Source organism: Corynebacterium sp. UMB8791, from assembly GCF_054166365.1.
In genome coordinates, this window is the sequence record NZ_JBSZCG010000048.1 from 1 (window position 1) to 334 (window position 334).

The following is a 334-nucleotide window of genomic DNA, read 5'->3' on the forward strand; positions in this document are numbered from 1 at the left end:
CCATTTTTTCACGCGATCGCCAAACAATTCAAAACAGGTTTTGGCAAAGTCAACATACAAATCAACCACTTCACGGCTTTCCCAACCGCCTTTTTCTTGAAGTACCATCGGCATATCAAAATGATACAAGTTCATAAAGGGCTCAATCCCGTGTTCTAATAAATCATCAATGACTTGATTATAAAAATCAACTGCTGTTTGATTGACTTTTCCTGTTGTAGGATCTGGAATTAAACGGCTCCATTGAATGGATGTTCGAAAAGAGTTATGTCCCGTTTCTTTCATTAACTGAATATCTTCTTGGTATTTTTTATAAAATTGTGAGGTCTTATCT

The 334-nt window shown here is 35.9% G+C and carries 1 protein-coding gene; it reads right to left on the bottom strand.

Annotated elements, in window-relative coordinates:
* On the bottom strand, positions 1-334 hold a 334-nt coding region (locus ACXIUA_RS01260), incomplete at both ends, for a family 1 glycosylhydrolase (RefSeq protein ID WP_457975928.1).